Source organism: Enterobacter cloacae complex sp. SHL018 (genome assembly GCF_049237905.1).
Taxonomy (GTDB): Bacteria; Pseudomonadota; Gammaproteobacteria; order Enterobacterales; family Enterobacteriaceae; genus Enterobacter; species Enterobacter hormaechei_C.
In genome coordinates this window covers 694,439-708,605 of record NZ_JBMKJE010000002.1, presented here as the reverse complement: position 1 = coordinate 708,605, position 14,167 = coordinate 694,439, and the positions used below count along the sequence as shown (strand labels likewise).

Annotated in this window: 12 protein-coding genes, 1 tRNA gene and 2 rRNA genes; 4 read left to right on the top strand and 11 right to left on the bottom strand. The window is 52.3% G+C overall.

All coding sequences use genetic code 11. From position 1 onward, the window contains the following. The 3 genes from rrf (ACOTY5_RS13200) to rrf (ACOTY5_RS13190) form a co-directional block, all read left to right on the top strand. A 5S ribosomal RNA gene (gene rrf / locus ACOTY5_RS13200) occupies positions 1-99 on the top strand; the annotation flags it as partial. A gap of 14 nt (positions 100-113) precedes the next feature. Further along, positions 114-189, top strand: a tRNA-Thr gene (locus tag ACOTY5_RS13195). 43 nt (positions 190-232) lie between these two features. Continuing rightward, positions 233-348: ribosomal RNA gene (gene rrf / locus ACOTY5_RS13190) — 5S ribosomal RNA — on the top strand. Between the two features lie 335 nt (positions 349-683). On the opposite strand, the gene ACOTY5_RS13185 is transcribed toward rrf (ACOTY5_RS13190), so the two are convergent. From ACOTY5_RS13185 to ACOTY5_RS13175, 3 genes are all read right to left on the bottom strand, one after another. Continuing rightward, positions 684-905: a lipoprotein gene (locus ACOTY5_RS13185; protein ID WP_003860364.1), complete on the bottom strand. Its 222-nt coding sequence runs from the start codon at positions 903-905 to the stop codon at positions 684-686. Between the two features lie 248 nt (positions 906-1,153). Further along, entirely contained in the window at positions 1,154-4,267 is a 3,114-nt protein-coding gene (locus tag ACOTY5_RS13180) for an efflux RND transporter permease subunit (protein WP_017693888.1), read from the bottom strand. 11 nt (positions 4,268-4,278) lie between these two features. After that, the gene (locus ACOTY5_RS13175; protein WP_015572026.1) at positions 4,279-5,418 is read right to left on the bottom strand and encodes an efflux RND transporter periplasmic adaptor subunit; all 1,140 of its coding nucleotides are present in this window, start codon (positions 5,416-5,418) and stop codon (positions 4,279-4,281) included. Positions 5,419-5,814: 396 nt separating this feature from the next. Here ACOTY5_RS13175 and envR point away from each other — a divergent pair, with 396 nt between their 5' ends. After that, positions 5,815-6,462, top strand: coding sequence for an acrEF/envCD operon transcriptional regulator (envR, locus tag ACOTY5_RS13170; RefSeq protein ID WP_015572025.1), 648 nt, complete (start codon positions 5,815-5,817; stop codon positions 6,460-6,462). Here the strand turns inward: envR and ACOTY5_RS13165 are convergent. The 8 genes from ACOTY5_RS13165 to ACOTY5_RS13130 form a co-directional block, all read right to left on the bottom strand. Then, positions 6,457-8,541: a putative bifunctional diguanylate cyclase/phosphodiesterase gene (locus ACOTY5_RS13165; RefSeq protein ID WP_045141596.1), complete on the bottom strand. Its 2,085-nt coding sequence runs from the start codon at positions 8,539-8,541 to the stop codon at positions 6,457-6,459. The two genes, envR and ACOTY5_RS13165, sit on opposite strands and share 6 nt — an antisense overlap. 140 nt (positions 8,542-8,681) lie before the next feature. Beyond that, positions 8,682-8,846: a DUF2556 family protein gene (locus ACOTY5_RS13160; RefSeq protein ID WP_003860373.1), complete on the bottom strand. Its 165-nt coding sequence runs from the start codon at positions 8,844-8,846 to the stop codon at positions 8,682-8,684. 178 nt (positions 8,847-9,024) lie between these two features. Continuing rightward, a complete protein-coding gene (gene fis, locus ACOTY5_RS13155) occupies positions 9,025-9,321 on the bottom strand; it encodes a DNA-binding transcriptional regulator Fis (RefSeq protein ID WP_000462905.1) in 297 nt (98 codons plus the stop codon). A 23-nt stretch (positions 9,322-9,344) separates the two neighbouring features. Further along, a complete protein-coding gene (dusB, locus tag ACOTY5_RS13150) occupies positions 9,345-10,310 on the bottom strand; it encodes a tRNA dihydrouridine synthase DusB (protein WP_045141595.1) in 966 nt (321 codons plus the stop codon). Positions 10,311-10,640: 330 nt separating this feature from the next. Beyond that, positions 10,641-11,381 carry a carbonic anhydrase gene (locus ACOTY5_RS13145; RefSeq protein ID WP_045141594.1) on the bottom strand — a complete coding sequence of 247 codons (741 nt, stop codon included), beginning with the start codon at positions 11,379-11,381 and terminating at the stop codon, positions 10,641-10,643. 137 nt (positions 11,382-11,518) lie between these two features. Continuing rightward, the gene (prmA, locus tag ACOTY5_RS13140; protein WP_015572021.1) at positions 11,519-12,400 is read right to left on the bottom strand and encodes a 50S ribosomal protein L11 methyltransferase; all 882 of its coding nucleotides are present in this window, start codon (positions 12,398-12,400) and stop codon (positions 11,519-11,521) included. 11 nt (positions 12,401-12,411) lie between these two features. Then, positions 12,412-13,863: a sodium/pantothenate symporter gene (panF, locus tag ACOTY5_RS13135; protein WP_045141593.1), complete on the bottom strand. Its 1,452-nt coding sequence runs from the start codon at positions 13,861-13,863 to the stop codon at positions 12,412-12,414. Then, positions 13,853-14,095: a YhdT family protein gene (locus ACOTY5_RS13130; protein ID WP_003860385.1), complete on the bottom strand. Its 243-nt coding sequence runs from the start codon at positions 14,093-14,095 to the stop codon at positions 13,853-13,855. Before ACOTY5_RS13130 ends, panF begins: the two co-directional genes overlap by 11 nt. Between the last annotated feature and the right edge of the window lie 72 nt (positions 14,096-14,167).

Genomic DNA, 14,167 nt, shown 5'->3' with positions numbered 1-14,167 from the left:
GGTGGTCCCACCTGACCCCATGCCGAACTCAGAAGTGAAACGCCGTAGCGCCGATGGTAGTGTGGGGTCTCCCCATGTGAGAGTAGGGAACTGCCAGGCATCAAATTTAGCGTGCTGATATGGCTCAGTTGGTAGAGCGCACCCTTGGTAAGGGTGAGGTCCCCAGTTCGACTCTGGGTATCAGCACCACTTTATACTTAGGTTAAAGTTCGGCAAGAAGTAAAAGAATTTGTCTGGCGGCTTTAGCGCGGTGGTCCCACCTGACCCCATGCCGAACTCAGAAGTGAAACGCCGTAGCGCCGATGGTAGTGTGGGGTCTCCCCATGTGAGAGTAGGGAACTGCCAGACATCAAACAAGTAGAAAGGCCATCCGAAAGGATGGCCTTTTTGCGTTATCGCTCCAGCCAAACCAATTCCCTCATTCGATATTCCTGCTGTCGCCATTAATACCTTACGGACGTATTAAAGCGTTTTACCCTACTGAAACTGAAGTTGTGGAATGCATTATGCTGGCTCGCAGCAGCGTTAAATCAATTAAATGTTATGTACAGGTATGGGGTATAGCGGGGAGTAAGGTAGCGTATTGAATTTAATTAATATCTGATGCTATTCGTGATGAGGAATATACGTTCCTTATATCAGGGAAAAATAAAAGCGCGGCGATGGCCGCGCTTTTAGAAGCCTTATTTAGTCAGGGCGACAATACCGAGTGTCAGGCCAGCGATTGCCGCGGCGCCACCAGCAATCGCACCTGCTGTTTCCCAGTTATCCTGGGTAGTGCCCTTCATACAGGTATTGGTGTGAACCAGTCGCCCCTGATCGTCGTATACCGGTACACATGGAGAGTCGTGCGCGCAACCAGCAAGCAGCGCAGCGAGAAGTGCAACGGAAAGGAATCTTTTCATGATGTTACCTCAATATGATCGCTTATTCGCTAAAGAGCCGATACAGCAATTAACGAACTGATGATTATTTTACCACCGCACTAATACCATGCAGCACGGGGAATAATCTCAATTTGTGTGGATTGTAAAAATTATGAAGAAAAAAGCGCGGGCACTGATTATTAATGGAGGAAATGTGAAGAGGGGATGTGTTTTTACATTGTTTTCAGGAAATAAAAAAGGCACCAGAGGTGCCTTTATGATTTTCATTAATCCTTGTGCTTTGTAAACCGTCTCCGGACAACCACAAAGAAAACAGGAACAAAGAAAATGGCCAACAGGGTGGCTGACAGCATCCCGCCCATCACGCCCGTCCCGACCGCATTTTGTGCCCCACTACCTGCACCGCTGCTGATGACCAGAGGCATAACACCAAGGATGAATGCCAGGGAAGTCATCAGGATAGGACGCAGACGCATACGCGAGGCTTCAAGCGTGGCTTCGATAATCCCTTTGCCTTCTTTATCCATGAGATCCTTGGCGAACTCAACGATCAGTATGGCGTTCTTGGCTGATAAACCAATTGTCGTAAGCAGACCAACCTGGAAGTAAACGTCATTGTTCAGCCCTCGCATTGATGCAGCCAGAAGCGCGCCGATCACCCCCAGCGGCACAACCAGCATGACCGAGAAGGGAATTGACCAACTTTCATAGAGGGCCGCCAGACACAGGAACACCACAATCAGTGAGATGGCGTACAGCGCCGGAGCCTGATTCCCGGAAAGTCGTTCCTGATAAGACATCCCCGTCCAGTCGTAGCCGATGCCGGAAGGCAGTTTTGACGCAAGGCTTTCCATCAACGCCATTGCCTCACCGGTACTTTTGCCAGGGGCAGACTCACCGAGGATCTCCATTGACGGCATCCCATTGTAACGTTCCAGACGCGGTGAACCGTACACCCAGTGAGAGCTGCTAAAGGCAGAGAAAGGCACCATTTCGCCGTTAGCGCTACGCACATACAGTCCGTTAATGTCTCCAGGTAGCATACGGAAGCGAGCATCAGCCTGCACATAAACTTTTTTCACCCGTCCGTGATCGATAAAGTCGTTCACATAGGTGCCACCCAGGGCTGTTGAAATCGTCTGATTGACGTCAGACACGCTCACACCCAGCGCCTGTGCCTTCTCCTGATCGACGTCCAGCTTGAACTGTGGCGTATCTTCCAGTCCGTTAGGACGCACGCGGACCAGTAAGTCAGGATGTTCTCTCACCATGCCCAGCAGCTGGTTACGCGCCTGGGTTAACTGCGTATGCCCCAGGTTTGCCTGGTCAATCAGTTCAAAGTCAAAGCCTGTTGCGGTACCCAGTTCAATAATGGCAGGCAGGTTAAACGGAAATACAAGACCGTCTTTGATCTGGCTGAACGCTTTCGTCGCGCGGCTGACAATCGCCTCAACGCCGTTTTCCTTGCCCGGGCGTTCTTCCCATGGCTTCAGGCTGACGAAAGCGATACCGGAGTTCTGCCCCTGTCCGCTAAAGCTAAAACCGTTTACGGTAAAGACCGATTCAACGTTCGCTTTCTCTTTCGTCAGGTAATAATCCTGAACCTGATCCAGTACCTGCTGGGTACGCATCTGCGTCGCCCCTGCCGGCAACTGAACCATCGTCATAAACACCCCCTGATCCTCTTCCGGCAGGAAGGAGGAAGGCAGGCGCAGGAACAGAACTGCCATGCCGCCGACGATGATGACGTAAACCAGCAGATAGCGGCCGGTTTTACGTAAAATGCCGCTCACGCTGTTGCTGTAATGCTCCACACTTTTATCAAAGAGCGCGTTAAACCAGCCGAAGAAACCACCTTTCTTTTCATGATGTTCGCTGGAAACCGGTTTGAGCAGCGTTGCACAAAGAGCAGGCGTTAATATCAACGCTACCAGTACCGACAAGGCCATCGCGGAGACAATGGTCAGCGAGAACTGGCGATAGATAGCCCCGGTTGAACCACCAAAGAATGCCATCGGGATAAATACCGCCGAAAGCACCATGGCAATGCCCACCAGGGCGCCCTGGATTTGCTCCATCGACTTCTGCGTCGCCTCTTTTGGCGGCAGCTTGTCCTCAACCATGACGCGTTCTACGTTCTCGACCACCACGATGGCGTCATCGACGAGCAGACCTATAGCCAATACCATCCCGAACATCGTCAGGGTGTTAATGGAGAACCCGAACGCAGCCAGTACCGCAAAGGTGCCCAGTAACACCACGGGCACGGCGATCGTCGGAATAAGCGTTGCCCGCAGGTTTTGCAGGAACAAGTACATCACCAGGAACACGAGAACAATCGCTTCAAACAGTGTCTTCACCACTTCATGGATTGAGATCTTCACGAAAGGTGTGGTGTCGTACGGATACACGACTTTCAGGCCCTGAGGGAAGAAGGGCTGCAACTGCGCCAGTTTACTCTTGATGGCGGCAGCGGTATCCAGCGCGTTTGCGCCAGTCGCCAGCTTGATCCCCAGCCCCGTTGCTGCCTGGCCATTGATTTTGGTGACCATGTTGTAGTTTTCGCCACCCAGCTCAATGCGGGCCACATCTTTCAGGTGGACCATTGAACCGTCCTGGTTCACCTTCAGCGTCACACGACCAAACTCCTCCGGCGATTTCAGACGCGTTTGAGCAATAATTGAGGCGTTCAGTTGCTGCCCAGGTACGGACGGTGTTCCGCCCAACTGGCCCGCAGCAATCTGGTCGTTCTGCGTTTTTAGCTGGTTAATGATATCCAGCGGCGTGAGCTGATATTTGTTCATCGCGTTGCTGTCCAGCCAGATGCGCATTGCATACTGGGCACCGAACAGCTGCACGTCACCGACGCCGGAAGTACGGCTGATCGCATCTTTTACGTTAGAAGCGACATAGTCGGAGATATCATCCTGCGTGAGGTTTTTATTGTCCGACACAAAGCCTGCAACCAGCAGGAAGCTGCTGCTGGATTTCTCCACGCCGATCCCCTGCTGCTGCACTTCTTGTGGCAGCAGCGGCATGGCGAGCTGGAGTTTGTTCTGAACCTGCACCTGCGCAATATCAGGATCTGTACCCGACTCGAACGTCAGCGTAATGGTGACGTTACCAGCGGAATCACTGGTGGACGACATGTACATCAAATTATCGATACCGTTCATGTTCTGTTCGATAACCTGAGTGACGGTGTCCTGTACCGTCTGGGCATCAGCGCCCGGGTAGGTTGCTGTCACCGCAACCGCCGGCGGCGCAATGGTCGGATATTGCGCGACCGGTAGTTTTAAAATGGCCAGCCCGCCCGCAATCATCAGAATGATGGCGAGTACCCAGGCGAAAACAGGCCGTTGAATAAAGAAATTAGCCATGTCGTTATTCCTTAACTGGCTGGAGTCGCTGCGGTATCAGGAATAGCCACGACGGTGACGCCAGGGCGAACTTTTTGCAGGCCGCTGATAATGACGCGGTCGCCGTTTTTGAGGCCTTCCGTGATCAGCCAGCGATCGCCAATCGCCTGCGGTGCAACGACAGTGCGTGATTCCACCTGGTTTTTCTCATTTACCACAAGCACGGTGGCATCTCCGCGTGGTGTACGGGTTACTCCCTGCTGGGGAACCAGTATGGCATCAGGTTGCGTACCTTCATCGATGCGCGCACGGACAAACATACCCGGTAACAGCATATGCTGTGGGTTAGGGAAGAGGGCGCGAAGGGTGATTGAGCCGGTACTTTCATCTACCGTGACATCAGAGAACTGGAGCGTTCCTTTCAGCGGATAAGGCTGGCCATTTTCCATCAGCAACTCGACGCTGCTGGTGTCTCCCTTTTGCAGGCTCGTCTGCTGCTTCAGGCGCATAAAATCGCTGCTGGATTGCGTCACATCGACATAAATGGGATCGAGTTGCTGAACCGTCGCCAGTGCAGTTGCCTGGCCATTAGTGACTAACGCCCCTTCGGTGACGCTGGATTTACCTATACGCCCGTTGATTGGGGATGTGACTTTCGTATAGGCCAGGTTGATCCGCGCGCTTTCAACGCCAGCCTTCGCGGCAACCACGCTCGCATCCGCCTGCTGGGCAGTTGCCACCGCCTGATCGTACTCCTGCTTGCTCACATATTGCGTACCAACCAGCGGAACGTAACGTTTCACCGTCAGATGGGCGATATTCGCCGCCGCCTGTGCTTTTACCAGTTCACCTTTCGCATTGTCGTAGGCTGCCTGATAGGTGGCCGGATCGATTTGATAAAGGGATTCACCCGCTTTAACGTCGCTGCCTTCGGTAAAATTACGGTGCAGAATGATACCACTTACCTGAGGACGAACCTCCGCAACACGATACGCGTCAGTTCTGCCGGGCAATTCTGTCGTTACGGCCAGTGGCGCGCTTTTAACAATATGAACACTGACCTGAGGAGCTTGCGCATGCTGCTGTGGGTTTTCTTGCCCATCGCACCCGGTGAGCAGCGCGGCACAGACAATGAAACCGGATAAGGGTAAGCATCTGAAGTGATTCGTCATTACTGTTCCTTAAACTACCCTTGAGCCGATATATGCCATGAATCGGTGAAAGGGTGTGAGGCAAAAAATAGAAATGTAGCCGCGTATAATAATGAGGGTGTTTAATGTTTTTTAATTTATAAGTGCTGATGGAGCTTTTAAAAGTAAAAATCGGAATCTGACACAGTGCATTCGGTATTCTTTTTCTGTCAGGATAATCAACGAAATGTTTTCGGTGAATGCTATTCATATATTTTATGAATTTTATGTATTCGATTTATTCACGTGAATTATAAATTAAATGAATTGACTTTTTTTGTGCAAAATTAACACGGGTTTTGGTTAATACTTTGACTACACGACCACGGCAATATCCTTTGATAACGTATCAATCTTATGAGTAATGAGTAGCAGGTTATGGCGCGCAAAAAGAAAGAAGAGGCTCAAAAGACCCGCCAGCAGCTGATTGAAGCCGCTATCGGGCTATTCGCGACGCGTGGCGTGTCCAGCACCACGCTTACCGACATCGCCGATGCTGCTCAACTCACTCGCGGGGCGGTTTACTGGCATTTCTCGAGTAAAGCGGAAATATTTAATGCAATATGGGATCAGCAATTGCCGATGCGTGAGATGATTCGTGACAGGTTAATACTTTCCGAAAATGACGACCCTTTGTTAATGCTTCGTGAACAATTTATTGTCGCACTGCAATATATTGCGAGCGAGCCGCGGCAATATGCGCTTTTACAAATTTTGTATCATAAGTGTGAATTTCATGACGATGTGATTTCAGAATGTGAAATACGAAAGCGGATCGGTTTAAACGATGATTATCTTCGCAAGACGCTAAAGCGATGCATTGCTCGTAACGTTATCTCTTCGCAAACCAATATTGAACTGGCGCTGATTGTTTTCCACGCCTTTTTTAGCGGTGTCATTAAAAACTGGTTAATGGATAGCAACAATTTTAATCTGTACAAACAAGCACCGGCGCTGGTGGATAATATTCTGGCGACACTAAATATCACCCGAGTGGCGCCAGTGGTTTACGATACAGCCTCATGACCGCGTCCGGGGTGGCGACATCTCCCCGTGCTGGCACTGTTCCATAATAGCTTGCGCGGTAATCGGTTTGCCCAGCAGGTAACCCTGTAGCGTATTGCATCCCAGTTCTGTCAGAAAGGTTTGCTGCGCTGCGGTTTCGACCCCTTCCGCCACGACCTTCAGATTCAGCGTTTTTGCCAGGGCGACAATCGCCGAGACAATCGTCGCATCTTCGCTCTCACCACTTAACTCTTTCACAAAAGCACGATCGATTTTCAACTCGCAGGCGGGGAGTCGCTTAAGATACAGAAGGCTTGAGTAACCGGTGCCAAAATCGTCTATCGAGGCTTTTACTCCCGCATCCGTCAGCGCTGTCAGGACACGAACGCTTTCGTCCGGATTGTTCATTGCCGTGGTTTCGGTCACCTCCAGGATCAACATGCCGGGTGGTACGCTATGGCGCGTCAGACAATCGAGAACTGTTTTAACCAGCGACGGCTGTTCGAACTGCAATGTAGAAAGATTCACCGCCATTGACCAGTCCGTGTGGCCCTGAAGATGCCATTCATGCAGCTGGCGGCAGGCCTCGTCGATTACCCAGTTTCCAATCGGAATAATCAGCCCCGTTTTCTCTGCCAGCGGTAGAAACAGGTCAGGGGAGAGTAACCCCTGTTTGGGATGCTGCCAGCGTAACAGCGCTTCGAACCCGAGGACTGGCCCGGCAGGAGCGTGGAATTTAGGTTGATAAAGCAGGCGTAACTCATTACGGTCGATGGCCTGCCACAGATCATTCATCAGCTGTAGATGCGTCTGCGCCAGCGTATTCATTGACGGCTGGAAGAAGTGATAGCCGTTACGACCCATATGTTTCGTGTGGTACATCGCAGCATCAGCGTTAAACATCAGTTCACGATCGGTTTTGCCATCGTGTGGATAGAGCGCAATGCCAATGCTCAGGGTGACCATCAGTTCGTAAGGATCGAGATGGAACGGGCTATCAATGACGCGCACCAGTGAATTTGCCAGTGAGGCAGCATCATCCGGAGTGGCGGTTTCGGCCAGCAGGACGAATTCATCCCCACCGATACGCGCCAGCGTATACTGACCTTTCAGCTGCAACAGCAAACGCTGAGTCACCGCAACCAGAAGCTTGTCACCGACATCATGACCATAGGCATCGTTGACGGTTTTAAAGCCGTCGAGATCCATAAACATCAGCGCGAAAGGGCTTCCTTCGCGATCGGCCTTGCTGATGGCCTGATCGAGGCGATCCTCAAGCAGAATACGATTGGGTAATCGCGTCAGCGTATCATGTAACGCCAGCTGTGCGAGTTCACGATTAGCTTCTGCCAGTGATGAGGCCAGCAGCGAGGTACGAGCCTGAAGGCGGGCATCGAACATCGACACCAGCAGCGTAATCCCCAGAATAGCGAGCGCGACCACGCTAACCAGTATCGCCAGCCAGCTCCCGTTAATGCCATGATGGTGGACCATCGTCGACATTGGAAATTGTGCTGCTTCCATGCCGGCGTAATGCATGCCAGCGATAGCGATGCCCATGGTGATCGCCGCCCCCAGCCGCATCAACGCCATTCGTGCGGCTTCCTGACGTAAACGGAACGTCAGCCAAAGAGCGGCCAGTGAAGCGGCAAGGGCAATGACCACGGAGATAGCCACCCACTTTTTATCCCAGACAATACCCGGTGTGACCTCCAGGGCTGCCATACCAGTGTAGTGCATGGCAACAATGCCCGTTCCCATCACGACGGCGCCAGGCAGCAGCCGGCGCAAACGTAGCTGCTCGCCGCTAACGAGCCACAGGGCAAACATTGACGAGCTGATGGCGATAACCATCGAAAGCACGGTCAGGACCGCGTTGTAACTCATGCTCATGGAAAGATCCATCGCCAGCATACCGATGAAATGCATCGCCCACACGCCAATCCCCATCGAAACACCGCCACCTGCCAGCCAGACGCGTGCAGCGACGCCCTGGCTTCCGGCAACGCGCGCAGCCATATTCAGCGCGGTATAGGCGGCAAGAATGGCAACAACAAAGGAGATTACTACGAGGATTTGGTTGTATTGGCTAACCAGCATGGTCTGTTCACTCGTTGTGAGACGTTAAGCAAGAGCGGTTGGAAAGGGCACAGACATTATCATCGTCAGGAAATGACGAAAAGTGATTTAAATCCCTGTTTTTATTGAGTGATAACAGGGGGTTTACAGGATGGAAGCGGTTAGTCCAGCTCTGAGCAGTTGACCAGTTTAAGCGGGTTCACGGAATTCATATTGCGACATTTATCGGTTTCGGTGCTCATCAGTTCAATCCACTGCATCAGCAGCGCATCGAAAATGAAAACAGAGACAGCAAAAACGACCAGCCACCAGTATTTACGAATCATGTGTCATTCCGCGAAAAGAGAGCCTGTAAGTTGCTGGAAATATACACGAAAAGCGGGCGTTGAAAAGTGGGGAAAGAGAAGGTTTACAAAGCATTGACGGTTGCCCGTCCGGACGATAAAAAAGGCGCTTCCCCATGCCGAAGAGCGCCTTTTTAAACAAGCAGTTAGCTAATCGAAATTAGTTCATGCCGTATTTTTTCAGTTTCTTACGCAGGGTACCACGGTTGATGCCCATCATCAGGGCAGCGCGGGTTTGATTACCACGGGTGTATTGCATCACCATGTCCAACAGTGGCTGTTCAACTTCAGCCAGTACCAGCTCATACAGGTCATTAACATCCTGACCGTTCAGTTGAGCAAAATAGTTCTTCAGTGCCTGTTTAACCGAGTCACGCAGGGGCTTTTGAGTCACCTGATCCTGAGAGTTAACGGTAGAAACGGTCAGTACGTCAGAATTTACGCGTTGTTCGAACATAGTTCTGTCAGCTCTTTATTTCATTACGCAAGATTTTCGAAGTATGCCTCCAACGCCTCCAGCTGTTCGCTGGCATCCTCAATGGCGTTGAATGTGCGCCGAAACTGGTCATTTGGAGCGTGCTCCTGGAGATACCAGGAGACGTGTTTACGCGCAATTCGGTACCCTTTTGCCTGGCCGTAGTGGTCATGCAGTTCCCGAACATGCGAACAAAGCAAGCGCTTAACCTCTGCCAGAGGCAGTGGGGCAAGCAGCTCCCCAGTGTCCAGATAATGCTGGATTTCCCGAAAGATCCAGGGTCTTCCCTGAGCGGCACGTCCTATCATCAGAGCATCAGCTCCCGTATAGTCGAGCACAGCTCTGGCTTTAAGCGGGTCAGTAATGTCGCCATTCGCGATAACCGGAATGGAAACTTTCTGCTTAACTGCCCGAATGCTGTCGTATTCAGCTTCACCGTTGAACAAACAGGCGCGAGTGCGTCCATGAATGGTCAGGGCCTGAATGCCACAGTCTTCGGCCAGTTGGGCAATCTCTACGCAGTTACGGTGTTCCGGCGACCAACCCGTGCGAATCTTCAACGTAACAGGAACGTCCACTGCGCTGACAACCGCCGTCAGGATTGACTTCACCTGGTAGGGGTATTGCAGAAGGGCTGAACCTGCAAGCTTGCGATTCACCTTTTTGGCCGGGCAACCCATATTGATATCAATAATCTGGGCGCCACTTTCCACGTTAAGACGCGCGGCATCTGCCATCTCTTCAGGCACGCTTCCGGCAATTTGCACGGTGCGGATACCTGGTTCATCAATGTGCACCATCCGTAGGCGGGACTTATCGCTTTCCCAAACCTGCGGGTTAGACGACATCATCTCGGAAACGGTCAGGCCTGCTCCCATCTCGTAACACAGCGTCCTGAACGGCCGGTCGGTAATACCTGCCATTGGGGCTGCGATCAGGCGATTTCTGAGCTGGTGGTGTCCGATGCGCATGAGTTAAGAAATGACCATACTGTGACTGCAAGGCGGCGTATATTACGCATTTTTTGCACGAGATGAAAGGCCAAACTTTGAACAATCCTCTGTTGTAGATCAAGGAATCGCCAGTCATTCTTTTTGGATAAGATTATTCGCTATTTAAATCATTGTGTTATGAATAAATGAACATTTTGTGGGCGCTTACAATTTCCCGTAACTTCTCATCATTTCTGAATAAATGAATCAATTTTCCGGGATAATCTGCTGCTATAAGCAGCAGATTATGGCGCTTCTTTGCGATCTGCGTCGCATTTCAGCACAGGATATCAGCGTAAAAAAATCGACTTATTCAACAACCAGACGGCCATGAAGCGGTTGAACCGGGCGGCTGTTTTCATGGTGCATGGTGTGAGTGAATTTTTTCAGCTGTTCAGCAGAGACGGTCAGCGGGTGCTTGAGCACCAGCCATGTCACCCCTTCTGAACACGGTGGCGTGGTCAGAGAGCCGCTAAAACGCCAGTAGGTTTTATCCGTGGGCAGTAATTTATTCATATCGAGGGTTGGCTTAATCGTGACGTTCTGGTCAACCTGTCCAGGCATCACGCCCCAGAGTTTATCCAGTTCAGTGTTTGCCGCGCCCTGATCGAACATAACGGCAACGACCGTCAGTTCGCCGTCAGCGTTTTTATGGACCAGATGCATTTCCATTGCGTATTTTTTACCGTGCACCGTGTTTTCGGATGGCGCATGGAAATGGAACTGCTGTAACGTCCAGCGCTGTTTATCAAGCGTGATGCTGTCGCGTGTATCGGCATTTTCACTTGCCTGGATAGTATGGCCGTTGTTTGTCAGAATGACCGGGCCGTCGATATAGTGCGTTTCCAGCGGAGAGATGTGGGCTTTGACCGTGTTATCTATGTTGACCGGCGACTGATACATTCCGCTTTTACACGTCTTGTACGCCTCGTCCAGTTCGCCCCAGTGTTCCGGTGCGCCTTCTCCCTGATAACTCCAGTGTGATGCGTAAGCCGTAGCCGAAATCATGCTCAGCGCCAGCAGCGCTGCCTTGCCTGAAATGTGTTTCATCATATTCTTCCTGTGAATTTTATTATCCAAATCAACAATTAACATTATGATTTGTGCGGTTATCTTATCGAAGAAAGGAAGAAGGCGGGAGAAAAAACCGAAGGGAAAAGGCGTGGTCAGACGACCACGCCAAACGCTTATTTTTTACGGCCGGTGATGCGACACCACTCTTCTTTTTCGACCACCGGGTCGAGCGCGAAGAGATCGGCGTAGGCTTCACAGACGCTGTCTGCCTGGCTGGCAAGGATACCGGACAGGCCCAGCAGACCGCCTTCAACCGGCAGCACGCTGATTAACGGCGCCAGCTCGCGTAACGGGCCAGCCAGGATATTCGCGACCACAACATCGGCTTTCATCGCCTCTGGCTGTGCATCGGGCAAATACAGTTCAAGGCGATCGGAAACGCCATTACGCTCGGCGTTATCACGGCTGGCCTGAATCGCCTGCGGATCGATGTCGATCCCGATGGCTTTTGCCGCGCCCAGTTTCAGCGCCGCGATAGCAAGGATCCCGGATCCGCAACCGAAGTCGATCACGGTTTTGCCTTCCAGATCCAGGCCATCCAGCCATTGCAGACACAGGGAGGTTGTCGGGTGGGTGCCGGTGCCGAACGCCAGACCCGGATCCAGCATCACGTTGACGGCGTTTTTATCGGGAACTTCACGCCAGCTTGGGCAGATCCACAGACGCTGACCAAACTGCATCGGATGGAAGTTGTCCATCCACTCGCGTTCCCAGTCTTTGTCTTCCAGCTGTTCAATTTTATGCGCGAAACCCACGCCCAGCAGCGGATGGTTTTCCAGAATCGCCACGACCTCTTTCATGTCGGTTTCTGCATCGAACAGGCCGATAACGTCCGTATCACCCCACAGGCGCGTTTCGCCCGGCAGCGGCTCAAAGACCGGCGTGTCATGCGTGTCCTGGAAGGTGATAGAGACCGAACCGGCCTCCATCAGCGCATCACTCAGTTCTTCGGCGTTCGCGCCGGTTGTGTTCAGTTTTAATTGGATCCACGGCATGGCAAAACTCTTTATTTATCAGTAGAAATCAGGGCAGTTTGTGGCACCGGTCGACCAAAACGGTTTCCCACCACAAACGCCAGTAAACTTACCAGTAACGAAGGCACGATCGGATGGAAGCCCAGATACTGAATTTTAAACGTGGCGAGAACGGCATACAGGACGCCCCCGACAATCATGCCGCCTAATGCACCCGCGGCATTCGCGCGTTCCCAGTACAGCCCCAGCACCAGCGGCCACAGGAAAACGGCCTCCAGCCCACCAAAGGCGAGCAGGTTCAACCAGATGATCATCTCCGGTGGACGCCATGCGGCCAGCAGCAGCAACGCCCCCAGCACCAGGGTAATCACCGCCGACATACGCTTGAGGCGTCGCTCATTTTCGACCTGTTCAGGGCGCAAATTCAGATAGAGATCTTTAATGATCGTAGCGGAACTTTGCAGCAACTGAGCGTTGATGGTCGACATAATGGCCGCCATGGGTGCGGCGAGGAAAATCCCGGCGGCAAACGGCGGAAGCACTTTCACCATCAGGGTCGGAATGACCAGATCCGGTACGGTAAGGTCAGGGATCACCGCGCGTCCCAGCGCGCCCGCCAGATGCATACCGAACATCAGGATCGCCACCACAATTGTCCCGATAATGATCCCGCGGTGCACCGCTTTGCTGTCTTTATATGAGATGCAGCGCACGGCAGTATGGGGCAGGCCAATCACGCCAAAGCACACCAGTACCCAGAACGAGGTCATAAAGGCTGGAGAGAGGATGTCATCCGCCCCCTGCGGCGAGACCAGTTTCGGATCGATCGCTTCCAGGGTTTCAACCGCATGGCTCAGGCCTCCTGCGGCATGCACGATACCTACCAGCAGAACGAGGGTGCCAATGAGCATCACCATCCCCTGCATTGTGTCGTTGAGTACGCTGGCGCGGAACCCGCCAAACGCGGTATACAGCGCGATACTCACACCGAAAATGACCAGACCTGTTTCATAGGGGATACCGGCTGCCGTCTCCAGCAGACGTGCGCCGCCGATAAACTGCACCGTCATTGCGCCAATAAACGCCACCAGCAGACTCAGGCTTGCCAGCCATACCAGCAAGCGACTCTGATAGCGGGCAAACAGCATATCGTTCAGCGTTACGGCATTGTAGCGACGGGCCAGAATGGCAAACTTTTTACCCAGTATGCCCAGAGAGAGCCAGATGGCAGGCAGCTGGATCATTGCCAGCAGTACCCAACCCAGCCCGTACTTATAAGCGGCGCCGGGGCCACCAATAAACGAACTGGCGCTGATGTACGTGGCGGTCAGCGTCATGGCCAGCACGACGCCACCCATTGAGCGGCTCCCGAGGAAATACTCGTTCAGAAAGGTGCCGGTCGAACGTTTACGCATCGCATAAACCGACAGGCCAAACACCAGGAACAGGTAAGCGATAAGGGGCAGAATGACTTCAAGCTGCATCATCGTCCTCCAGTGAAATATCGCGATAGATGAATTTCACCATCGCCCAGCACAGCAGGATAAACACCAGCGGCAGCAGCAGGCAGGCCATTTCAAACCAGTGCGGGAGGCCGGTAATGCCAATCGCCGAATCAGGTAAGTAAGCAGTTACTAACCACGCGGCGAGATAGAGAAGGGTCAGCCACAGCGCCCAGCGCGCTTCTTTATGGGCCTGAACAAAACGTTTGTCCATTTTTTGTCCCTTGTGGATGAAGAAAGCGGGGATTGTACATGATGGGGCTTAGCGATCCCCAGAAATAAAAAA